We start from the raw sequence: 21,139 nt of genomic DNA, 5'->3' as shown, positions 1-21,139 counted from the left end.
ATAAGTTCACGTTTCGGAGGCCCCCATTTAAAATTTTCAGTGTCCTTATAAAGGGCGCTGTTTTTTGCGTTTTCATATTGGCTAGGTTAAAGATTGTTATTTTGCTGTTGGATTTCATCTTTGGCTAGGTGACTATTAGCTGTTTCAACTGTGCGTTGTTCATCGACAGAGTCACCTGGTTCAAGATTATTAAGATTGGCTTGGGTAGTGATTTCCTCTTGGTTGATGAACGTTTTTGCTTTATTTCTTTTCATCTAAAAATCCTCCTCATGTATAATATTTGTTAGTATGACCGGCAACAGGGAATAACATGAATAGGAATAAATGAAGGAATTATTAGGAGAGGGGAATGGGGAAATATGCCAAAAATTAAAGTAAAAAGGATCTATGATTCATTTGCGCAATCAGACGGTTTAAGAATCCTTGTTGATCGGATCTGGCCGCGAGGAATAAAAAAAGAAGAGGCAAAATTGGATAAGTGGCTGAAAGAGGTGGCACCTAGCTCCGAATTAAGAAAATGGTTCGGGCATGATCCTAATCGCTTCGAGGAATTTAAAGAAAAATATTTAGAGGAACTTCAAAAAGATCAAGAAAAGAAAACGGCCTTTACAGAATTATGTGAACTGGCGAAAGGAAATGATCTTACTTTATTATATGCAGCAAAGGATGAGAAACATAATCAAGCAATTATACTTAAAAAAGAAATTATAAAGAAATAGTAATAGAACAAAGCTGTTGCGGGAGTCACTTTAGACTCGTATGAGTGAAAGGAGGCAATAGAAGATAAAGAATTGTTATCATAAGAAGGCTGGCCTGATAATGTTTGTCAAAAATGTGTCAGAATAAAAAACGACTTGCTAATTGGAACAAAATCAAGTATATTAAGAGTATAGAAAGTTAGTGAAATTATTCACAAAGAAAAACAAAAACTTCAGTACAGAGCACTTATATTTTTTTAAAATAACATGTGAATATTTTCACAATATAATAAATGGAGTGATAATCATGAGAAGATGGTATGAAAATCGTTGGGTAGCCATAGTTTGGGCAACATTAAGAATTTGGTTAGGGGTTCAGTGGTTAGAAGCTGGTTGGCATAAATTAGGTGCCTTTGATGCAGGAGGATTTTTACAAGGGGCTTTAGCGAAAGCAGGAGGAGAAGCACCAGTTGTGCAGGGATGGTATGCAGCATTTCTTGAACATATCGCTCTTCCTAATGTGAAGATTATCAATATTGTCATCCCAGCAGGGGAAATTCTCGTTGGTCTTGGATTAATTGTCGGTGCTTTAACCATTCCAACCTTAATCGCATGAGCTTTCATGAACTTGAACTTCTTGCTAGCAGGCACGATTAGCACAAATCCAATCTTACTCGCTGTAGCCATTGTTCTCTTATTTGTTATCAACGGAACTGTATATTACGGAGTTGACCGCTTCCTAGTTCCAGCTACAATCAAAAATATGAAGGACAAAAATATCTTTAAAAAATTCCGTGGCATCGCTACACAGTAAGAACAGAATGATAGATCCAGGCTAGTAGAATTGAAATTTATTTTCCGCTTGCTACTAAAGCGAGATCCAACCATTCCCATATTTACCCTATGTAAGGGAAAGTCGAAAAAGGCTTTCCTTTTTTTGTGTGGAAAAAGGGACGTAATTACGCAAGCGGGTTTTTATTCATAACAAAAAAATAACGGAAAGTGCACCGAGTCATGGAACTAAATGGCCCCACACCAGCACCTTATCGCAAAGGACATTGTTTCATCTTTTTCATGCTTGGATTGTAAGATTCCTCTCAAGATTGCTTTTTATGAAAAAATAAAACTAGAGGAGAATTTCAACTTTTAGCGAAATGGTTTATAGGACCCTCATTTATAATGTCAGAAGGTGAAAACATGGAGCATAAATGGTTAGAATGGGCGAAAAGAATTCAAGCATTGTCCCAAGCAGGGTTAGCCTTTTCTAAAGATGTATATGATATTGAGCGATATGAAGAACTGCGAAAAATAAGTGTAGAGATCATGGCAGATCATACAGGTATTGAGAAGGAAAAAATTTATCGTTTATTTGCAAATGAAGTCGGTTATCAAACACCTAAGTTAGATGTAAGGGGAGCCATTTTTCAAAATGACCGAATTCTCTTAGTCCAGGAAAATCATGATCAATCTTGGTCGTTACCAGGGGGGTTCTGTGATGTCGGTCTCTCTCCTTCCGAAAATATTATCAAAGAAATCAAAGAAGAGGCTGGCTATGATGTAATCACGAAAAAATTGCTTGCAGTATGTGATACACATAAACATGCTCACCCACCGCAACCCTACCATTATTATAAACTATTTATTCATTGTGAGATCATAGGCGGGAGTGCAAATAGTGGGATAGAAACAAATGATGTGCAATTTTTTCAAAAAAATCACTTACCACCCTTATCGAAAAATCGTAATACAGAAGCACAAATACATATGCTTTTTGGTTATTTAGCAGATCCAGAAAAAGAAACATATTTTGATTAATATAAAAAAGTGGGTGTTCAAAAAGATATCTCGAGTGTTATTGTTAGCGGGCTTTTTGAACATCATCTTAAAGAGGGAGAAGTAGATGAAGCCAAATATATTAATGATTATGGTTGATCAGATGCGTTTTGATTGTTTAAGTATTGCGGGCCATTCTGTTGTGGAAACTCCAAATTTGGATCAACTTGCCCTTCAAGGAGTGAGATTTACAAACGCTTATTCCGCTACACCGACATGTGTACCTGCAAGAGCAGCTGTGTTAACGGGAATGTCCCAGAAATCCCATGGAAGAGTTGGTTATCAAGATCGGGTTCCATATAATTATTCTCATTTGCTTCCTGAAGAAATGAGCCAGGCAGGGTATCATACACAAGCGGTAGGAAAAATGCACGTATCCCCAACTCGAAATCTATGTGGATTTCATAATGTTATTTTGCATGATGGATATTTACATCATAATCGGATGAAAGATACACCGGTTCATGAATCTTTTGATCATACAGATGATTATTTACCATGGCTGAGGGAGCGGCTTGGGGGTCACCGAGATTTAACGGACCTTGGCCTAGACTGTAATGCTTCTGCGATGAGCCGACCATGGCATTTACCTGAAGAGTATCACCCAACCAATTGGGTTGTCACACAATCGATCGATTTCTTAAGAAGAAGAGATCCAAGTAAACCGTTCTTCTTAAAAATGTCTTTCGTCCGACCGCATCCACCGTTTGATCCGCCACAGGTTTATTTTGATTATTATATGGGTCTGGATATAGATGAACCAGTTATCGGTGATTGGGCCAATGATATGGATGAATTTCAAGAAGGTTTAATCCCAACTGCTGGTGGGGGAAATGTACCAAAGCAACGCTTAAAAAGAGCAAGAGCTGCTTATTATGCGTTGATTGCACATATCGATGATCAAATAGGGCGTTTTATCCAAAGTCTTATTGAGTATAAAGTTTATGATAATACGGTAATTTTATTTGTTTCAGATCACGGAGAATTATTAGGAGATCACCATTTACTGAGAAAGTCTTTAGCTTATGAAGGGAGTGCGAAAGTTCCGTTTATTCTCGCGGATCCCGGTAATCAATTAGGTTTAAAAAAGGGAAGTACTTGCGGGAAAGTAGTGGAATTGCGTGATATTATGCCAAGCTTATTAGATGCTGCAAATATCCCTATTCCTAAAAGTGTTGAAGGAAAAAGTATTCTTCCATTAGCTAAGAATGAAGAGAGTGGCTGGCGAGAATATCTTCATGGTGAACACGCCCATGGTAGACAATCCCACCATTTCATTGTCAATGGAAAAGAAAAATTCATTTGGTATTCCCAAACAGGTGAAGAACAATTTTTTAATTTGGAAGAAGATCCCTATGAAACAAAAAACTTAATCAATCAGCAGGCTTATGCCCAGAGAATAAATGCTTTCCGGCAGTTATTAATAAAAGAATTAGAAGAAAGAGAGGAAGGTTACACAGATGGAATGCGATTAATCGTGGGGCAACAGCCGCAAGTTGTTCTTCAAAATAGTAAAAATAATATATGATGCCAAGATTTAGGGATGGACTCTATATTGTCCATCCCAGTTTTAATTCATTTTAACTTAACTTTTGCGTTTTTGCGCTCTCTTGTCCGCTTCGTCGGCTCTGGCCATTGCTTCTAAATCATTTTGATCTGCCACTTCTTGGGAAAATTCAACATCAAGACCATCTGATTTCATATTTTGTGGCACTTGTGGAAGCTTTTGTTTATTCTTATCACGTGCTTTTCTACGATCATCTCTACCCATTTAAATACCCTCCATTATTATAATGAAAAAATTGGATCATTTTCTTCGGGAATGTGTGTAGCCGCCTGCTCGATCAGCTTGTTTAAATTCCTTTGCATAAAGTACTTCTTGGGTTGTAGATAGAGTACTTTTTGTTTGAACGTCTTTATTTTTACTCATAGGATCAACTCCTTTTGCTCTAGACTTCATCTAACATTTTTCTCCAAAACTTTAATAAACATACATAAAACTGTGTTATCAAGAGGTGGATTAAATTGTATACATTAAAGACTATTATCTGAGCTGAGGATTTCTGTTGATTGGATTTTCTAAATGTTTTTGTCAATATTTACTACAGACCATCAACTGGAACTGAACCTTAAGATAGTAGACTTTCCTAGGATAACTAGGTTCCACACGGATTTGATGAGATTCTCCTTTTACCGGATTTAATAAATAACCTTTAAAGGATATTATGGTAGAATAGAGCCAGTAGGTAAGATGAAGGGGTGATTAGCAATGGCGATCATCACTAAAATCACAGCGCAAAAGAAAAGAGCAGATCGCTATAATCTTTTTTTAGATGAGAAATACGCCTTTAGTGTGGATGAAGCAATATTAATTCGATACGGATTAGTGAAAGGTAAGGAATTAGCTGATTTTGAAGTTATTCAGCTACAATATGAAGACGAAATTAGAAAAGCCTATAATGAAGCAATCCATTATTTATCATTCCGCATGAGAGCGGAAGGAGAAATTAAGGATCATTTAGCTAAAAAAGATTGGAATATACAAGTAATTGAACAAGTAATGCAAAAATTGCATGAGCACCAATATGTAGATGACTTGGAATTCGCAAAGGCGTTTGTTCGCACGCAAATAAGCGCGGGAAAAAAAGGTCCATATAATATAAAACAAGAGCTGTTACAAAAAGCTATTTCCGATTCAAACATAGAAGAAGCTTTATCTCTATATAAAAAAGAGGATCAAATTGAGCATGCAATTCAATTAGGGAATAAATATGCTGCAAAAAATAAAAAACTGTCAGAAAAAATATTAAAACAAAAGTTGGAGAATTTCCTTCAAACGAAAGGTTTTTCGTTTGCGATCATTTCAGTGGCCATAGAAGAAATAGACTTTGAAAAAGATGAGGATGAGGAATGGCAGACACTCCTCAAACATGGAGAGAAAGCTCAACGCAAATATCAACATTTAGATGGATTTGAATACCGGCAAAAGATGAAGCAAGCTCTATTTCGTAAAGGTTTTGAATTGGACATGATTGATCGATTTTTAGATGAAAATGAATAAGGGGATTATTGTAATGGAGAGGGAAAAGAAATACAGTGAAATGACAAATGAGGAACTTAAACAAGAAATAGCTTTAATGAAGGAAAAAGCAAGAAAAGCGGAGCAACTTGGCATGATTAATGAATTCGCTGTATTGGAACGCAGAGCGGTGATGGCTGAAGCTTACTTATTGAATCCTAGCGATTTTAAGCCAAGTGAAATTTATGCCGTTGTAGGTGCGCCAGGTACATATTTCAAAGTTGATTATTTAAAAGGTGTTTTTGCTTGGGGATACCGATTAGATGGTTCTGGTGAGGAGGAAGCACTCCCAATTTCCTTACTTAAAAAAGTATAAAAAATTTCCATCAGTAGGAACACTCCCTACTGATGGAAATTCTCTTTATTTTTTGTACTTCGTTACAGCAGCTCTTTCCCTAATAATGTCTGTTTGGGATAATGCTGTTTGACCATTAACTTGAGAACTCATTTTTTTCGGATTGTAGAACCCGCGATTAAAAGGACTTAAACTACGGTTTTGATGTGTATTCCCATCGATTTTACCCATTTAAAATCCTCCTTGTTGGTGAATAATTAAGACTGATTGGAGTTTCCTTCTCTATTCCCCGATGCACGCATTCTACCTTGTGGATCAGTGTTAATTGTTCCATCAGCTCGCATTGGAGAATATTCAGCCTTAGCTCGTGGTTCACCATCAAATTTGTTTTCATTTTTATATGGGAAATCTTTTGCTTTATTACGCAATGGGATACCCTCCTTTATTGACGATGAATTCATTCGTCAACTTTATTATGGGTTATAAAGAAGAAAACATACACCTTAGATTGATGACCACAAGCTTTTGTATTGTTAATCCATGATAATATTTAATTTCTTTCTAAGTTTTTCCTCACTATAAATCCAACCGGTATAAGATGTGAGGATCCGTAGATCGGCATCTAAATGGACGATGGCTACAAATGGATAATGCCCATTACTTCTATATCGTAAATCAATGAACCGCACTTCCTTATAATCGTCGAAATCTTTAATTTCCCAACGATAAACAGGAGAGAAAGATAAAAAAGCTGAAACATTTTTATCGAGTTTTGCTGCTTCAATTTCGGGTGTTTCCGGAACAGGAATCCGTTTGAACTTATCAAAGATTGTGATCGAACGTTTAAACGCTCGGCCAACGTAGAAAAACTCTTTTGAAATCACGGCTAATCGCCATTGGTTAAAATGCATGGTAGGTGCAATAATAATTTGTTTAGCATCTGGGATTGATTTTAATACAGCTGACTTTACGACTTTCTGCATAATAAACCGCAGAATATAGTAGAAAAAGACTACAATATACAGTGTTAAAAATGTGTATCCCGGTGCCGCTCCCAATGCCCAAATGAAAATGGCTAAGACATGTAGTCCAAAAATGATTGGATCAAAAGTGTTAATAACTCCTAATGCGACCCAATTTGCCGAAAATGGCCTTAATGCTTGTGTTCCATATGCGTTGAAAATATCAACAAACACATGTAAAAAAACAGCTATAAAGGACCAAAGCCATAAATGAAATAAGTTGGCTTCAGGAAAAATTAAGGCAACCAAGGCCGTTACAAGAAGTGGCCATAATAAAATTGCTGGGATAGAGTGGGTTACTCCACGGTGATTCCTTATATAAACGGCATTATTACGTAATTTTAAAAATGTATCAATATCAGGTATTTGCGATCCAATGATGGCCGCTACTAAAACACTGTGAGTATTGGCGGTGCTTTCAGCAACAACAGGATCTAGGGTAGCGAGTCCACCAATCGCAACACCCATAGCAATATGAGTGGCAGTATCCAATCTAAATCCTCCTTGAAAAAGGGTGTTATGATTTTTTCCCTATGTTTTAATCTTATTTTAAAAAAATATAGAATGCAATACGGACTCAAAGTCTGATCATTTATATGTTTCCCTAAAAAGGATATAAATTAACATGTAGGAGCGTTAAATATGGAAGAATCTAAGTTAGAACATCAAGAAATGAATATTCAACAATTTCGTGAAGATTTGTTGAATTGGTTTGTAGAAGAACAACGTGATCTTCCGTGGCGAAAAGATAATCAACCATATAAGGTATGGGTATCTGAGATTATGTTACAACAAACAAGGGTTGACACAGTCATTCCATATTTTGAACGGTTTATGGAGGAATTTCCCACGATGGAAGAATTCGCTGCCGCGGATGAAGAAGCTGTTTTAAAAATATGGGAGGGTCTTGGATACTATTCCCGTGTTCGAAATTTACATTCAGCTGTAAAAGAAGTGGTAGAGAAATACAATGGAATAGTGCCAGATACACCAAAAGAAATTTCTAAATTAAAAGGTGTTGGCCCTTATACGGCAGGTGCCATTCTAAGCATAGCTTATGGGAAACCTGAACCAGCTGTAGATGGAAATGTTATGCGTGTTTTATCCCGAATCTTATTGATTGAAGCAGATATAGCAAAACCTTCCACTAGAAAAATATTTGAAGCAGCTGTGCGAACATTAATTGATCAATCGAATCCATCTTACTTTAATCAGGCTTTAATGGAATTAGGAGCACTTATCTGTACGCCGACATCTCCAGCATGTCTGCTTTGCCCAGTAAGAGAGCATTGTCAAGCCTATGCGAATGGAAAGGAACAAGTATTGCCAGTCAAGACTCGTAAAAAGTCAGTGAAGAATATTTCATTATTATCTGCGGTGTTAAAAACCGCTGACAATCTCTACCTTATTCGTAAAAGACCAAATGAAGGTCTGCTAGCCAATCTCTGGGAATTTCCTACAATGGAAGTAACCGTGAATAAGCAATATTCTACCCAAAGACAAGCACTTTCCCGTTATTTGGAGCAGCAATACGATACTGAGATTCAGCTTGAAACTGGGAGTTTTACACATGTTGATCATGTCTTTTCTCATTTAAAATGGTCGATGGATGTCTTTGCTGGTGAGATTGCTAAAACAGTGAACCTTCAGGATGGGGTTCGGCTTGTAACAGAACAGGAACTGGAGGCACTCGCTTTCCCTGTGCCACATCAAAAAATTTGGAAAGCATATAAGGATACTCAAAAATCCGGTGAATAACGATAATATCTAATGATAGATCCTCAACTTGTAGTGGAGCATCCTGTGCCGTTTCAGCATGCTAAGAAATAGTTGTATGACAGGAAAAAGAGAATTAAGTGACTCATCGTTGTTCAAGGAACGACAACAAGGTAAAATTATACTGCATGAGAAAAAGAAAGGTAGATGAAAAAATGAATAAAGTAGCACTTGTCACAGGAAGTAGTCGCGGTGTAGGGAAAGCGACGGCAATCGCTCTTGCTCACCTAGGATATGATATTGTTGTAAACTATGCACGTAGTAAAAAAGCGGCTATGGAAATCGCGGAGGAAATCGAGAAAATAGGCAGAAAAGCTCTTCTTGTCCGGGCCAATATAGGCGATGTTGAGAAAATTAAGGCGATGTTTGCCACGATTGATCAGGAATTTGGAAGATTAGATGTATTAATAAACAATGCAGCTTCAGGAGTTTTGCGTCCTATCATGGAAATCGAGGAAACACATTGGAACTGGACGATGAATATTAATGGAAAAGGCGTGCTTTTCTGTGCTCAAGAAGCAGCCAAATTAATGGAAAAAACAGGTGGGGGCAAAATCGTTAGTTTAAGCTCGCTTGGCTCTATTCGTTATTTAGAGAATTACACAAATGTGGGTGTATCAAAAGCTGCTGTGGAGTCACTTACAAGATATTTAGCTGTTGAATTAGCCCCTAAAAATATTGTCGTGAATGCTGTTTCTGGTGGAGCGATTGATACTGATGCTTTAAAACATTTCCCAAACCGTGAGGAATTGCTGGAGGATGCAAGAAAACATACCCCAGCAGGACGAATGGTTGAAATTGATGATATTGTAAAAACAATCTTATTCCTAGTTTCTGACGATGCTTGGATGATTAGAGGTCAAACGATTATAGTTGATGGTGGACGCTCAATTCTTGTGTAAAGCTAGCCATAATTATTAGAAAAAAATTTTTTTGCTTTTTTGGGATTAAAATTTCACGTTTGGTTACATTAACAAACGTGGAGGTGATACCATTGGCAAACAAAAAATCAAAAGCGGGTACAAACGTTGAACAAGTAAAACAACAAAACGCAGCTAGTGCACAAGGAAATTATGGGGCTGAATTCGCTAGCGAAACAGATGTTCAATCTGTAAAAGAGCGTAATAAAAAGGCAGAAGCAAACAAAGCAAATAACGCAGGAAATTACGGACAACAATAATGTCCAATAAGGGTCTAACTTTCATGCGAAAGTTAGACCCTTATTCTATTCCATTCCATTTGTAAAAAATAGACATCATCCATCTTTTTAAGGGAATAAAAGTATAAAACACATATAGAATATTTTCCCTTTTCGTGGTCAAGTGATAATCCTATTTGCTTATGAGCCATAGTAATCTCATATATCCCTTTACTAGTCATTCCTCATACGCTTGATTTCTACATGATTATCCATAATAGAACTTAACAATAAAAAAGTCAACCGTCCTTTGCTTGACTTAAAACATTACATGTTAGGCCAATCAAGGCACAATCCCTTCGCTTCTTAATGGGAAATGTGCAAACGGATTGGTTTTAAACAGGGAAGAAAAACGTTATAATAAAAATATTCATATTTCATTTTAGAAAAACTATTGTACAGGGAGAGAGAAAGTAGGAGAAATTAATGCAAATTCCAGTTGAAGGAGAGAATATACAAATACATAGTTACAAACATGATGGTCATTTACACCGCGTTTGGGAAGAAACAAAAGTGTTAAAAGCTAATAGTCATTTGCTAATTGGTGGAAATGACCATACTTTAGTAACGGAATCGGATGGTAGAACATGGATCACCCGTGAACCAGCCATCACCTATTTTCACACTGATTTATGGTTCAATATTATCGGCATGATCAGAGATGATGGGATTTATTATTATTGTAATCTTGGATCTCCGTTTGTTGTAGATGTGGAGGCCTTAAAATATATCGATTATGACTTGGATATCAAGGTATTTCCAGATATGACATATTCTCTTCTAGATGAGGATGAATACGAATACAATCGATTACATATGGGCTACCCTGAAGAAATCGACCATATATTAAAAAGAAATGTGCAAAAGCTTATTTCTTGGATTCGACAGAGGAAAGGGCCATTCGCCGCTGATTTTATTGATATTTGGTATGATCGTTATTTAAGTTACAGAAGTTAGTTCGGTACGGTTAAGTTCAAAGGAACGGTGCGTCAGATGTTGTATATTTAACCGCCCATTCTTTAAACAGGCGCTTATGCTTTCTATTGTCTAGCTCCGGCGCCTAGCGCCAAGCAAACTTTCGGTGCCTTCCTACGATAAGTCAATATCGATTCACCCTTTGGGTTTATCGTGTTTCCTTTATCAGGTCAACAGGATGTTGGTCAGAACGGCGTTGCGCCAGGAGGGCGCGCCCTTTAGCCGTTCAACCTTATGACCAAAGTTTGTACGTTGCTAACAGGCGTTTACGCTTTTCTATTTGTCTAGCTACAGGCGGTAGGGACTCGAGGTCAAATAACCCTGAACCAACGAAGGGAAAAATCACCCTTCTATGGTTCAGGAACATTTGCTTGTCGTCCCTGAGCAACCGCCTTTCGCTATTTTAAGCTAGGAGTGGATTTTGATTGGGAGTTATTAGAAGATATTTAAAATTTGTTAAACCTTATCGTTGGAGAATATTTTGGACACTTATTATTGGTGTTATCAAATTTGCAATTCCACTTCTCATTCCTATGTTAATGAAGTATGTGATTGATGATGTTATTAGTGCGGAAAATATGACCACAGCGGAAAAAACAACTCATTTATTTTGGACGATGGGCATTATGTTTACACTTTTTATTGTTATTAGGCCACCTGTTGAATATTTTAGACAATATTTTGCCCAGTGGACAGCCAATAAAGTGCTATATGATATACGTGATCGTTTATTTACGCACATCCAGAAATTAAGTTTTAAATTTTATTCCAATACTCGAGCAGGAGAGATTATTTCACGAGTCATTAATGATGTAGAACAAACGAAGGATTTTGTGATTACTGGATTAATGAATCTCTGGCTTGATGCGGCAACTGTTTTAATTGCAATTGGGATCATGGTCTCCCTTGATGTTCCCTTAACGCTTGTTTCCTTAGCAGTTTTTCCGTTTTACATTATTTCTGTCCGTTATTTCTTTGGTAATTTGCGAAAACTTACTCGTGAACGATCTCAAGCACTTGCACAAGTCCAAAGCTATTTGCATGAAAGAGTAGCGGGCATGTCACTTATCAAAAGTTTTGCGATTGAGGACTATGAACAAAAGCAATTTGATAAAAACAATCGTCGTTTCTTAAATAGAGCTTTGATTCATACAAGTTGGACAGCAAAGGCTTTTTCTGTTGTTAATACGATTACGGACCTAGCCCCTTTAATCGTTATTACATACTCGGGCTACCAAGTGATTAACGGCAATCTATCGATTGGAACTTTAGTTGCTTTTATGGGATATGTCGAAAGATTATACAATCCCCTAAGACGATTAGTGAATTCATCCACAACCTTAACTCAAGCGATTGCTTCGATGGACCGGGTATTTCAATTAGCTGATGAAAAATATGATATTGAAGATAGCCCTAGTGCAAAGGAACCGAAGGAAGTAAAGGGCGATATTCAATTTGATCAAGTTACTTTTGCCTATGATGAAAAGGAGAAACCTGTTTTAGAAAATATTAATCTACAAGTACAAGCAGGTGAAACGATTGCATTTGTCGGTATGAGTGGAGGAGGAAAATCGACCTTAGTTAGTTTGATTCCTCGATTTTATGATGTTAGTTCTGGAAGAGTGTTATTAGATGGTGAAGATATTCGCCAATTAAAAGTACGCAGCTTACGGGATAGGATTGGAATGGTACTCCAGGACAATATATTGTTTAGTGAGTCCGTGAAAGCAAATATTCTAATAGGAAAACCGGAAGCAACAGATGAAGAAGTTTATCGAGCTGCTAAAGCAGCCAATGCACATGATTTTATTATGAAGTTGTCTAACGGCTATAATACAATGGTTGGTGAAAGAGGTGTTAAGCTATCAGGTGGGCAAAAACAAAGGGTTGCAATTGCAAGGGTCTTTCTAAAAAATCCACCGCTTTTAATATTAGATGAAGCTACCTCAGCACTTGATCTTGAGAGTGAACATCTAATTCAAGAAGCTCTCGATATATTAGCTAAGGACAGAACGACATTTATTATTGCTCATCGACTTTCCACTATTACTCATGCTGATCGAATTGTATTGATTGAGCATGGCCAAATAACTGAAATTGGAACGCATGAGGAATTAATGCGAAAACAAGGGAATTACTATCGATTATTTGAAGTACAACAATTGGGTGTTTGATACTGATAGATATTTAGATAGTCTAAATAAAATATAAAAAGATGTGGCATATTTCGCCACATCTTTTTACTTTGGATAAACGGCATCTTTTTTATGATACAGTTGGAAGGAACGGATTAACCGATCTAGATGCTCTAGGTGCTCTTCATATTCAAGTAAAGCAGAGAAAAAGTGAATAAGATGATAAGGTTGATACTCATTATGATCATCGTCTTTTTTCACTTCTTTAATAAAGCGATCAAAAAGTTGACTAATTTCTATGTTTTCATCTTGAAAGGGGTCTAGTTCAATTTCCTGTCGTACCCTTCCGGTAAATTTCATTAATAATTGTTCATGATAACTTAATAAGAAGTCAAGCCTTCTCCGTGTATGAACTTGCAGATCCTCGGGTACTTGATATAAGACATTTTCATACTTATGTTGGAGCTTTAAAATGGCTAGACTGTTTTGATTAACATGAATCATTTGCCGATAGATGACAAGTTTTCTTGCTTTAGAATACTCACTTTTGCGGAAGTATTTTCTTTCTTCCTTGTACATGGAGTATAGTTGATTATTTGCTGCAGAACGTTCTTTTAATTGGGCCAAGTCTTTTTTTAAAAGGCCCTCTTCGGAGGCAAAGCGAGTTGATAATCTTGTCCACTTAATAATATCCTCTGTCACAGAAGATATGCCTTGGAAAAGTTTTGTTTCATATTTTGGTGGCAAAAAAACTAGATTAACTATAAAAGATGAGACAATTCCGAGAAAGATCGAACCTGAACGTAATAAGGCTACTTGAAGAAAGTCATCAGTTGGTGCTGCCATTACAGCTACGATTGTCACTAGGGCAAGACGGATCGCATTTTCAAGTTTGAATTTAACCATAAGACCTATAGCTACAATAGCTGCCAAACCAATCACTAATATATGATTTCCAAAAGCTAGCACAAAGCCTATAGCTAAAGCGGCTCCAAGTATATTACCTTGTATTTGTTCAATAACAGTTAAATAAGACCGATAAATCGTTGGCTGTATAGCAAAAATAGCTGCAATTCCAACAAAAGCCGGTGTTGGAATATGAAGAAGCTCTGCGATTAATAAAGCCAATATAATGGCTATTCCCGTTTTTAACATGCGGGCACCAAGCTTCATATACATTTTCCTTTCCTCAGTTGATAAGAAACGTAGATTTGGAATAGTAACAGACTAAACACAAGATGCCTAGCTAGCTGTATTGCTTACTAAGATAGACATCTGTGTTTTTTTCTGGCATGAAAAATTAAGATTTTGCAAGCTGTTCAAATGAGAGTTCTACAGCCTTGATAGTCTCCTCGATGTCTTCTTTTGTATGGGCAGTTGTAAGAAACCAAGCTTCATATTTAGATGGAGCAAGATTAATACCATGGTGAAGAATTTGCTTGAAAAATCTTGCGAAAAGTTCTCCATCTGTACTTTCTGCTTGATTATAATTTATAACCTTCTCTTTTGTAAAATAAACCGTTAAGGCACCTTTTAAACGATTAATCGAAATTGGAATGTTATATTTAGCTGCGGCATCTAAAATGCCTGCTTCTAAAAGGGCCCCCAATTGATCAAGTTGTTCATAAACTCCTTCTTGTTGTAAAACTTCTAAACAAGCAATACCTGATAACATTGAAGCGGGATTTCCGGCCATTGTGCCTGCTTGATAAGCTGGGCCAAGCGGAGCAACTTTCTCCATAATTTCTTTCTTCCCACCGTAGGCTCCAATTGGTAGTCCACCACCAATAATTTTACCAAGTGCTGTTAAATCTGGAGTGACACCAAGTAAATTTTGGGCTCCTCCATACATAAAACGGAAAGCAGTGATTACTTCATCAAAGATTAAGAGGGCACCTGCTTGATGAGTTAATTTTTTTACTTCCTCTAGATACCCTGGCAAAGGCTCAACAATCCCAAAGTTTCCTACGATAGGTTCGGTAAGAACTGCTGCAAGCTCAGGACCCCATTTTTCAATTGCTTCTCGGAATGCCTCAATATCATTATAAGGTACAGTAATGACTTCCTTCGCTATGCTCTGTGGGACACCAGCGGAATCAGGCATTCCTAATTGTGATGGACCAGACCCAGCTGCGACCAAAACTAGATCTGAATGCCCATGATAGCAACCAGCAAATTTTAAAATTTTATCTCTACCAGTGTAGGCTCTTGCCACACGGATGGTCGTCATTACAGCTTCAGTACCGGAATTAACAAATCGAACTTTATCAAGGGAGGGAATAGCCTCCTTGATCATTTTGGCAAATTTTACTTCATGTGGAGTAGGAGTTCCATACAACACGCCAGTTTCCGCAGCCTTCTTAATGGCATCTGTAATATGCGGATGAGCATGACCAGTAATAATAGGTCCGTAAGCTCCTAAAAAGTCAATATAACGATTCCCGTCTACATCATATAAATACGCTCCATTTCCTTTTTCCATGACTACTGGGGCTCCACCGCCAACAGCCTTGTAAGATCGGGAAGGGCTGTTTACTCCTCCAACAATATGTTCCATCGCTTCTTTTTGAATAGTTTCTGATTGTGCAAAATTCATCTTCAAGACTCCTTTTCTTGCTGTTTTAAAATTACAATCGTGCATTTTAGATTAAAAACCGGCGAGCTAAATTTATTCTCTCGATCAAATGGAATGTCGGCTAATGCACAAAATCGGAATACAACGCCTGTATTGCTTGTTTCAACTTGCCCTAATGTGTAGTGAAACAAGGCAGAATTATCTACAAGTTTTTATACTCAAAAGCTCTATATGCTTTATCAGCTGCTTTCTTAAGATATGGGGCAAATAAAAGCGCAAGACGTTGCACATTGAGGCCACTTTTTTAGAGTCCCAAGCTTCTATTATTGTAGACTTTCTTTGAAATCTGCGCAATGAAAGGGAATTAAGATAATGGAATAAGAAAGTTAGTTTCTCTCTAGCATTGGAACCAATCTTAGTTTTAGTTGGACAAGTCTTTAGGTGACTTGTCTAACTTAAAATGCTAGACACTGTTTTTTAAGCTGTCATCTTCAGATTAATAGTTCTATTCCAAAATTAACTTCGTAACATTATTGTAGGGAAGGGAAGAGGTGACTTGGATGTGGTATATCATCTTCTTTGCAGTTATTATTTGTATTCTTTCAGCATTACGATTATTGTTTATTCCAAATCGTTTTAAATACAAGCAAGTTTCCTTTGAAAACTTTGCCTTTTTAGGCTGTACATACGCGGTGATTATGATTGGTTTTGGTCTGCTCTTTCTTTTGCTAGAAATTAAAGGATGGACAATTATAATTGATTCGTCGCTTCAAGAATCAAGTGGTTGGAATGAGCGCTTGGCTACTTCCTTATATTTAAGTGCGATTACTTTATTTTCAGTTGGATACGGGGATGTTGTGCCTGTTGGAATTGGACGGTTATTTGTGATGATTGAGGCATTACTTGGCTACACGATTCCAGCAGCATTTGTTGTAAGAACTTTTATAGATTATGAACCCCCTAAATGAATCTCGATTAAATATTTGAATTCCAGTCTGTTTTTTTGTACGCTTAATAAAATGATGTATAGGGGAGGAACTTGATTATGCCAGTAACCGTGAATGAGATGGCACCAGATTTTTGCCTGCAAGCGAGTAATGGAGAAATGATAAACTTATCGGACTTTCGAGGAAAAAAACATGTTGTTTTATATTTCTATCCGAAAGATATGACCCCAGGTTGTACGACAGAAGCCTGCGATTTTCGAGACCATCATGAAGACTTTTCTAAATTAGATGCGGTAATTTTAGGTGTAAGTGCGGATCCACTTGAGAAGCATGAAAAATTTATTGATAAGCATGGGTTGCCCTTCTTACTGCTTGTTGATAATGAACATGCAGTAGCTGAGAAATTTGGTGTCTGGAAGCCAAAGAAAATGTTCGGTAAAGAATTTATGGGAATTGAACGCTCAACTTTTATTATTGATAAAGAGGGTAAGCTTTGCAAAGAGTGGCGTAAAGTCAAAGTAAGTGGTCATGTGGAAGAGGCATTAGAATTTATTCAAACAACTTTATCATAATGTGTAGCCAGTAATGGAAAACGGAGAAAAATAATGGCCTATTTTTTGAAAAAGCCGGCTGTTGTCCATTCTAAATGAGCACCCGCGCATAAAGTAAAGTAGGGCATACCTCCTCATTGCATATAAATTTTTCGGGCTGATTCATTTCAGCCCACTTTTTATTTTAAGTTTATTCATGAATATAAAGTGAGGGAATATAATGAAGATATATACAAAGACAGGTGACAAAGGGACAACATCTTTAGTGTATGGAACGCGAATTTCTAAGCATGATATTCGAGTAGATGCATATGGAACTTGTGATGAGGCTAATTCAATGATTGGACTTGCTTTAAGTTATTTACTTGATATAGAAAATGATGAGGTTAACCAAATAAAAGAAAACTTTCACAAAATCCAAACGATGCTCTTCCATGTAGGAGCAGAGTTGTCTACCCCACCGGAAAAAGAGGTGGCATGGAAAGTCACTGAAAAAGATGTGCTCGAACTTGAAAAAATGATTGATCAGTGGGAGGGAAAAATCCCACCCCTTAACAAATTCATTTTGCCGGGAGGACATCCAGCTGGTGCCGCATTACATACAGCAAGAACCGTTGTAAGAAGAGCGGAACGACTGGCCGTTGCAGTAGAGCTGCAAAATAAATCCGTCCTACCTTATTTAAATCGCCTATCAGATTTATTATTTGTAGCTGCTCGATATGTGAATCATATTTTAGGTTACGAAGAAATGCAGCTTCATGATTAAAGTGGATACATTGACGAATAGTGTATTTTTTAGTACACTTAATTATAAGAATTATAAATAGATAATTAATTTTATGTTAGAAAAGAGGTGCATGACGGTGTCCGAACATCAATTAAAAGAAGCGATCCATACATTAAAAGAAACTGGAGTTCGAATTACTCCCCAGCGTCATGCGATTTTGGAATTTCTTGTCCAGTCGATGACACACCCAACTGCAGACGATATTTATAAAGCACTTGAAGGCAAATTTCCAAACATGAGTGTTGCAACCGTTTATAATAATTTACGTGTTTTTCGTGAAGCAGGCTTAGTCAAAGAGCTTACGTATGGAGATGCCTCAAGTAGGTTTGATTTCGTTACATCTGACCACTATCATGCCATTTGTGAGCATTGTGGAAAAATTGTTGACTTTCATTATCCAGGACTTGATGATGTGGAGCAATTAGCCGCGCATGTTACTGGTTTTGAGGTGGACTCACATAGAATGGAAATTTATGGTGTTTGTCCTGACTGTCATAATAAAAAGACACATTAATCAATCTAAGTGTGGAATTAAAACAGCAACCTAAGTATAAATAGGTTGCTGTTTTTTATTGCAGATTATAAAAATGAGGCTTTTTCACCAAAGAAAAACCAAACTACCTTATACCGTAATATGAGGAGCCAGTTCTTTCTGCTTTCAGTAAAATTCAACGTTTTATGACAAAGATATGATTATCAAAAGCTTTCACTCATTCCTGTGCTAACTGATGCTTTTTCGCGAGTTCTCCTTCTTTATGAAAACGACTATAGCAAATTAGGAAGACAACGTAAGCCATAAAGCTAAAGATAGCAAGAAAAGCCACTGGCATATAGTATAAGACAACAAGCATAAGTCCTATAAAAATAATCGATAAAAGTGTAGTTGGGAAATACTTTATCGAGAAAAAAAAGGAATTTTTAATAGCCGCCCATAAAGTTAATTTATAATGGACCATCATTGGAAAAATATAAATGAATGTTAAAGTTCCAATAAGAGCAATTAGAAACAAAGAGGCTAACAAAAGGTTTTGCATCACATTGCCTAAAGTGCTGATCAACATAAAATCAATGTAGAAGACATAGATGAACACAAAAGTAATAATCCCTAATATAAAGCTTTGTTTAAAATTATCTTTAAAGAAACGGAAAAAAGGTATAAATACGGCTGAATCTTTCTTCATTACATACTGCCGAACCACTCCGAACATCGCAGCCGTTGCTGGAAAAATCGTAATGATTGGAAGACACATAATAAACCAAAGGATGTTTAGAAGGAAGAAAAAAGACACCGTTTCCAAAATACTGTAAAGTCTGCTGTTTAAAATATTCAATGTCTCACCAACTATCTATTAAATTAATTTCTATCATTATAACACGAATATTTCGTTTCTGGAACGAGATTTCGGAAAACGAATTTCGTAAACTAGCAAATAGATTAAAATATAAAAAAGAGAGTGGAAACCACCCTCAAATTACAACTGTTTTATTTTCTGCTTTTACGATTGTATTTTTCATCGAATTCGACACCTTCAAGATTTGGATCTATAGTTAGTGGCTCACGACAATACATACACATGTCCACTCTACCTAAAATTTTTGTAGGTTTACCGCAATTCGGACAGACAACTTGAACTGCCTTAGTCGAAAGCATTCCAATCCAAAAATAGATGAACGTACTTGCAACGATAGCGAGCAATCCAAGTAGCATGAAAATTGTCATGACTAATGGATGGTTTTTGAAGAAAATGCCGATATACATAATAATGAAACCAATAAAAATTAAACCTAATGCAAAAGAACGGATCTTATTTATTTTACTAGAATACTTTTTTGCCATGATAAAGCCCTCCTGAAAATAAACTATACCATAATCAAGGTTGAAGGTTCCATTAATTACTCAATCATACATGATTAAAAATAAAAAATGCTTTAATATAAAATAGAATAAAAATTATAGGTACTAAGATTTATTTGTTTTAGGGTCATTTCAATTAGAAGGAATTCATTGAAAAATGTCGAAATCTATAGTTTAAATCATATTATTTCTTATTTGGGGGTAGAATGCGATGGAGGATATCTTAAGACATATATATCAAGAGCGTGCGAGTATGGAAAATTCTCTTGGGGTTTTACAAATCTATAAGAAACCTCATATCCCTGCCATTACAAACAACTTTGATATTATTTTATTAGTGATTGTTTATGATATAGAGAAAGAACCCACAATCCTGAAGCATTATCGATTCGAGGATCTTAAAATTGCTCTGCAAATTGTAAGTGATCAACAATTGAAAGAATGGTTATTACTAGGAACAAATAGAAAAATAGTGGAATGGGTTCATGTAGGTAAGATTTTATTCGATAAAAATGATTATCTTTCTAATCTCCAAAATGAATTTAAAGATTTTCCATTATATGAAAGAGAAATAAAAACAGGAATTGAATTTGCTAAATTAATTAGGAGATATTGGATGGCGAAAGGCTTCTTTGAAACGAAACAGTTTATGGATGCTTTTAATCATACAATTCACTCCTTACATCATCTTGCGCGCTTAGCCATTATAGAAAAAGGTTTGCACCCTGAACTCACCGTTTGGAATCAAGTAAAACAGTTAGACCCGGAAATATATAAGTTATATGAAGAACTTACTAAAAGTGAAGAACCGATTGAAAAAAGGTTAGAACTACTTTTTATCGCAAGTGAGTTTCTAATTTACTCTAGGACTTCATCAGGGATTAAGCATTTAGAAAAAATATTAAAAATGCAATCTGATTGGAGTATGAACGAAATTAAATCTCATCCTGAACTAATTTATTATGGAACTGATCTAAATATATTGATTGAATATCTCGTTGAAAAAGAAGTAATAGAGCTTGTTCAAGTAGAATCGAAAACTCCTAGACTATTCCATATTAAATATAAAATGAAATAAAATAATATTTTTTAATAAAAGTGTTGACGAAGAGTAAGATTCTTGTTATAGTAGTAAACGTCGCTGATGAGCAAAAGAAAAACAGCACACAACGAAATAAAAAAAGTTCTTGACTTTCTGATTTGAAAGATGTATTATAAGAAAGTCGCTGTTGAGGCGGCGGGCAAGAATTTGATCTTTGAAAACTGAACGAAACGAACGTCAATAAATCATGGATAAATGGTCGCGGACCATTGCCAACAATTGAGAAGGAAAACTATCTCAAATGTTCAAAGGCTAAGATCACCACGTCCTGTGGTAACGCCTTTGTTTGTACATCCTGTACATCATATGAG

Annotated in this window: 25 protein-coding genes and 1 pseudogene; 16 read left to right on the top strand and 10 right to left on the bottom strand. The window is 36.4% G+C overall.

Features of this window, described 5'->3' with window-relative positions:
- Nucleotides 1–86: 86 nt before the first annotated feature.
- Entirely contained in the window at nt 87–254 is a 168-nt protein-coding gene (locus J2Z23_RS17070; protein ID WP_165589652.1) for a hypothetical protein, read from the bottom strand.
- Nucleotides 255–359: 105 nt separating this feature from the next.
- On the opposite strand from J2Z23_RS17070, the gene J2Z23_RS17065 reads away from it, so the two are divergent.
- The 4 genes and pseudogenes from J2Z23_RS17065 to J2Z23_RS17050 all read left to right on the top strand — a co-directional run bounded on the left by J2Z23_RS17065 (nt 360) and on the right by J2Z23_RS17050 (nt 4,059).
- Nucleotides 360–719: a DUF488 domain-containing protein gene (locus J2Z23_RS17065; protein WP_057987936.1), complete on the top strand. Its 360-nt coding sequence runs from the start codon at nt 360–362 to the stop codon at nt 717–719.
- Between the two features lie 286 nt (nt 720–1,005).
- Nucleotides 1,006–1,512, top strand: a pseudogene (locus J2Z23_RS17060) (Crp/Fnr family transcriptional regulator).
- Nucleotides 1,513–1,895: 383 nt separating this feature from the next.
- Nucleotides 1,896–2,513 (top strand): NUDIX hydrolase, encoded by a 618-nt coding sequence (locus J2Z23_RS17055; RefSeq protein WP_064467623.1) that lies wholly within the window; start codon nt 1,896–1,898, stop codon nt 2,511–2,513.
- A gap of 85 nt (nt 2,514–2,598) precedes the next feature.
- The gene (locus J2Z23_RS17050; protein WP_057989206.1) at nt 2,599–4,059 is read left to right on the top strand and encodes an arylsulfatase; all 1,461 of its coding nucleotides are present in this window, start codon (nt 2,599–2,601) and stop codon (nt 4,057–4,059) included.
- Between the two features lie 57 nt (nt 4,060–4,116).
- On the opposite strand, the gene J2Z23_RS17045 is transcribed toward J2Z23_RS17050, so the two are convergent.
- Both J2Z23_RS17045 and J2Z23_RS17040 read right to left on the bottom strand, forming a co-directional pair.
- On the bottom strand, nt 4,117–4,302 hold the full coding sequence (locus J2Z23_RS17045; protein ID WP_057989204.1) for a YfhD family protein: 186 nt from the start codon (nt 4,300–4,302) through the stop codon (nt 4,117–4,119).
- A gap of 36 nt (nt 4,303–4,338) precedes the next feature.
- Nucleotides 4,339–4,461 carry a YfhE family protein gene (locus tag J2Z23_RS17040; protein ID WP_082881196.1) on the bottom strand — a complete coding sequence of 41 codons (123 nt, stop codon included), beginning with the start codon at nt 4,459–4,461 and terminating at the stop codon, nt 4,339–4,341.
- Between the two features lie 339 nt (nt 4,462–4,800).
- Here J2Z23_RS17040 and recX point away from each other — a divergent pair, with 339 nt between their 5' ends.
- Nucleotides 4,801–5,592: a recombination regulator RecX gene (gene recX, locus J2Z23_RS17035; RefSeq protein ID WP_209974658.1), complete on the top strand. Its 792-nt coding sequence runs from the start codon at nt 4,801–4,803 to the stop codon at nt 5,590–5,592.
- Nucleotides 5,593–5,605: 13 nt separating this feature from the next.
- Nucleotides 5,606–5,926 (top strand): YfhH family protein, encoded by a 321-nt coding sequence (locus J2Z23_RS17030; RefSeq protein WP_174517109.1) that lies wholly within the window; start codon nt 5,606–5,608, stop codon nt 5,924–5,926.
- Nucleotides 5,927–5,971: 45 nt separating this feature from the next.
- Here the strand turns inward: J2Z23_RS17030 and J2Z23_RS17025 are convergent, their stop codons facing one another.
- The 3 genes from J2Z23_RS17025 to J2Z23_RS17015 form a co-directional block, all read right to left on the bottom strand.
- On the bottom strand, nt 5,972–6,136 hold the full coding sequence (locus J2Z23_RS17025; RefSeq protein WP_082881195.1) for a YpzG family protein: 165 nt from the start codon (nt 6,134–6,136) through the stop codon (nt 5,972–5,974).
- Nucleotides 6,137–6,162: 26 nt separating this feature from the next.
- The gene (locus J2Z23_RS17020; RefSeq protein WP_082881194.1) at nt 6,163–6,366 is read right to left on the bottom strand and encodes a small, acid-soluble spore protein K; all 204 of its coding nucleotides are present in this window, start codon (nt 6,364–6,366) and stop codon (nt 6,163–6,165) included.
- A 72-nt stretch (nt 6,367–6,438) separates the two neighbouring features.
- Nucleotides 6,439–7,419, bottom strand: coding sequence for a metal-dependent hydrolase (locus J2Z23_RS17015; protein ID WP_057989198.1), 981 nt, complete (start codon nt 7,417–7,419; stop codon nt 6,439–6,441).
- 150 nt (nt 7,420–7,569) lie between these two features.
- Between J2Z23_RS17015 and mutY the strand changes: the two genes are divergently transcribed.
- From mutY to J2Z23_RS16990, 5 genes are all read left to right on the top strand, one after another.
- The gene (gene mutY / locus J2Z23_RS17010) at nt 7,570–8,685 is read left to right on the top strand and encodes an A/G-specific adenine glycosylase (protein ID WP_057989197.1); all 1,116 of its coding nucleotides are present in this window, start codon (nt 7,570–7,572) and stop codon (nt 8,683–8,685) included.
- A gap of 146 nt (nt 8,686–8,831) precedes the next feature.
- Nucleotides 8,832–9,605 (top strand): enoyl-[acyl-carrier-protein] reductase FabL, encoded by a 774-nt coding sequence (fabL, locus tag J2Z23_RS17005; protein ID WP_209974657.1) that lies wholly within the window; start codon nt 8,832–8,834, stop codon nt 9,603–9,605.
- Nucleotides 9,606–9,688: 83 nt separating this feature from the next.
- Nucleotides 9,689–9,883, top strand: coding sequence for a gamma-type small acid-soluble spore protein (locus J2Z23_RS17000; RefSeq protein ID WP_420795693.1), 195 nt, complete (start codon nt 9,689–9,691; stop codon nt 9,881–9,883).
- A gap of 444 nt (nt 9,884–10,327) precedes the next feature.
- Nucleotides 10,328–10,858, top strand: a complete 531-nt coding sequence (gene ntdP, locus J2Z23_RS16995) for a nucleoside tri-diphosphate phosphatase (RefSeq protein WP_057989188.1) — start codon at nt 10,328–10,330, stop codon at nt 10,856–10,858.
- A 443-nt stretch (nt 10,859–11,301) separates the two neighbouring features.
- A complete protein-coding gene (locus J2Z23_RS16990; protein WP_209974654.1) occupies nt 11,302–13,050 on the top strand; it encodes an ABC transporter ATP-binding protein in 1,749 nt (582 codons plus the stop codon).
- A gap of 66 nt (nt 13,051–13,116) precedes the next feature.
- On the opposite strand, the gene J2Z23_RS16985 is transcribed toward J2Z23_RS16990, so the two are convergent.
- Both J2Z23_RS16985 and J2Z23_RS16980 read right to left on the bottom strand, forming a co-directional pair.
- Nucleotides 13,117–14,190 carry an FUSC family protein gene (locus tag J2Z23_RS16985; RefSeq protein WP_318249322.1) on the bottom strand — a complete coding sequence of 358 codons (1,074 nt, stop codon included), beginning with the start codon at nt 14,188–14,190 and terminating at the stop codon, nt 13,117–13,119.
- A 121-nt stretch (nt 14,191–14,311) separates the two neighbouring features.
- Nucleotides 14,312–15,607: a glutamate-1-semialdehyde 2,1-aminomutase gene (locus J2Z23_RS16980; protein WP_274387279.1), complete on the bottom strand. Its 1,296-nt coding sequence runs from the start codon at nt 15,605–15,607 to the stop codon at nt 14,312–14,314.
- 539 nt (nt 15,608–16,146) lie between these two features.
- Here J2Z23_RS16980 and J2Z23_RS16975 point away from each other — a divergent pair.
- The 4 genes from J2Z23_RS16975 to perR all read left to right on the top strand — a co-directional run bounded on the left by J2Z23_RS16975 (nt 16,147) and on the right by perR (nt 18,385).
- Nucleotides 16,147–16,554 (top strand): potassium channel family protein, encoded by a 408-nt coding sequence (locus J2Z23_RS16975; protein WP_057989181.1) that lies wholly within the window; start codon nt 16,147–16,149, stop codon nt 16,552–16,554.
- A 77-nt stretch (nt 16,555–16,631) separates the two neighbouring features.
- Nucleotides 16,632–17,105 (top strand): thioredoxin-dependent thiol peroxidase, encoded by a 474-nt coding sequence (bcp, locus tag J2Z23_RS16970; protein WP_057989179.1) that lies wholly within the window; start codon nt 16,632–16,634, stop codon nt 17,103–17,105.
- 199 nt (nt 17,106–17,304) lie between these two features.
- Nucleotides 17,305–17,850, top strand: coding sequence for a cob(I)yrinic acid a,c-diamide adenosyltransferase (locus J2Z23_RS16965; RefSeq protein WP_057989177.1), 546 nt, complete (start codon nt 17,305–17,307; stop codon nt 17,848–17,850).
- Nucleotides 17,851–17,947: 97 nt separating this feature from the next.
- Complete coding sequence (gene perR, locus J2Z23_RS16960; protein ID WP_128738421.1) at nt 17,948–18,385, top strand: peroxide-responsive transcriptional repressor PerR; 438 nt, start codon at nt 17,948–17,950, stop codon at nt 18,383–18,385.
- 196 nt (nt 18,386–18,581) lie between these two features.
- Here the strand turns inward: perR and J2Z23_RS16955 are convergent, their stop codons facing one another.
- Both J2Z23_RS16955 and J2Z23_RS16950 read right to left on the bottom strand, forming a co-directional pair.
- Nucleotides 18,582–19,160 (bottom strand): YesL family protein, encoded by a 579-nt coding sequence (locus J2Z23_RS16955; RefSeq protein WP_338018444.1) that lies wholly within the window; start codon nt 19,158–19,160, stop codon nt 18,582–18,584.
- Between the two features lie 194 nt (nt 19,161–19,354).
- A complete protein-coding gene (locus J2Z23_RS16950) occupies nt 19,355–19,708 on the bottom strand; it encodes a YgzB family protein (protein ID WP_057989171.1) in 354 nt (117 codons plus the stop codon).
- Nucleotides 19,709–19,937: 229 nt separating this feature from the next.
- On the opposite strand from J2Z23_RS16950, the gene J2Z23_RS16945 reads away from it, so the two are divergent.
- A complete protein-coding gene (locus J2Z23_RS16945) occupies nt 19,938–20,804 on the top strand; it encodes a nucleotidyltransferase-like protein (RefSeq protein ID WP_057989169.1) in 867 nt (288 codons plus the stop codon).
- The last annotated feature ends 335 nt before the right edge of the window (nt 20,805–21,139 follow it).

The organism is Lederbergia galactosidilytica (genome assembly GCF_017873565.1).
GTDB lineage: Bacteria > Bacillota > Bacilli > Bacillales > Bacillaceae_C > Lederbergia > Lederbergia galactosidilytica.
Note: the sequence above shows the minus strand (reverse complement) of the source record. Positions and strands in the feature narration are given on the sequence as shown.